The organism is Geodermatophilus maliterrae, from assembly GCF_041018925.1.
In the GTDB taxonomy this organism is placed as follows: Bacteria; Actinomycetota; Actinomycetes; order Mycobacteriales; family Geodermatophilaceae; genus Geodermatophilus; species Geodermatophilus maliterrae.
This window is the reverse complement of record NZ_JBFNXQ010000207.1, coordinates 1-1,357: the sequence shown is the minus strand read 5'-3', so window position 1 is coordinate 1,357 and position 1,357 is coordinate 1. Positions and strand designations below refer to the sequence as shown.

Below are 1,357 nucleotides of genomic sequence, written 5' to 3'. Positions count from 1 at the left end.
CACGGCGGCGGCGCCGTGCTCGTCGACGAGCGCGCCGGTGACGAAGCGGTCCAGGGTGAACGGCGCCACGTAGGGGTGCGGCTCGCCGTTCGCGATGGTGTCCGCCAGGCACCAGCCGATGCCGGGGGTGGCCTTGAACCCACCGGTCCCCCAGCCGCAGTTGAGGTAGACGTTGTCGTAGGGCGTGCGCCCCACGATCGGGGAGGCATCGGGGCTGGTGTCGACGATCCCGGCCCAGGTGCGCAGCAGGTGCGCGCGGGCGAAGACGGGGAACAGCTCGACGGCGGCGGCCATCTGCCGCTCGATGATGGAGAAGGCGCCGCGCTGGCCGTAGCCGTTGTAGGAGTCGACCCCGGCACCCATCACCAGCTCACCCTTGTGCGCCTGGGAGACGTAGACGTGCACCGCGTTGGACATCACCACCGTGGGGTGCACCGGCTCCAGCAGCTCGGAGACCAGCGCCTGCAGCGGATGGCTCTGCACCGGCACCCGGAAGCCGAGCATGTCGGTGAGCACCGAGGTGTGCCCGGCCGCGCACAGCGCCACCGTGCCCGCGGCGATGGTGCCCCGCGTGGTGCGCACCCCGGTGACCCGGTCACCGGCGGTGGTGAACCCGGTGACCTCGCAGTCCTGGATCAGGTCGATGCCGGCCTCGTTCGCCCGGCGGGCGAGGCCCCAGGCCACGTAGTCGTGCTTGGCGATGCCCGCCCGCGGCTGGAAGGTCGCCCCCAGCACCGGATAGCGGATGTCGGCCGAGGTGTTGACGATCGGGCAGATCTTGGCCACCTCGTCGGGCTCGACCCACTCGGCGTCGACACCGTTGAGCGTGTTGGCCTCCACCCGCCGCACGCTGTCGCGCACGTCCTGCAGCGTGTGCGCCAGGTTGAGCACGCCGCGCTGGCTGAACAGGATCGGATAGCCGAGGTCCTCCTCCAGCCCCTCCCACAGCTTCAGGCTGTGCTCGTAGATCGCCGAGCTCTCGTCCCACAGGTAGTTCGACCGGATGATCGTGGTGTTGCGGGCCATGTTCCCCCCGCCCAGCCAGCCCTTCTCCAGCACCGCCACGTTCGTGATGCCGTGGTTCTTGGCCAGGTAGTGCGCGGTGGCCAGACCGTGCCCGCCACCGCCGACGATCACCACGTCGTAGGAGGCCTTCGGCTCCACGTCACGCCACAGGAAGTCCGGGTGCTCGGGCAGGCCGGCACCGGGGGGTCGCGGGCTCATCGGCCGGCCTCCGTCAGCTCGGGGTACAGCGGGTGGCGGCCGGCCAGGCGGGTGACCCGCTCGCGCAGCCCGGCGAGCTGCTCCTCGCTCACCGCGGGCCGCAGCGCAGCGGCGATCACGTCGGCGACCTCGG

Annotated in this window: 1 protein-coding gene; it reads right to left on the bottom strand. The window is 71.6% G+C overall.

The genetic code is table 11. From position 1 onward, the window contains the following. On the bottom strand, nucleotides 1–1,224 hold a 1,224-nt coding region (locus ABQ292_RS26480), incomplete at its 3' end, for a sarcosine oxidase subunit beta family protein (protein WP_369210685.1). Between the last annotated feature and the right edge of the window lie 133 nt (nucleotides 1,225–1,357).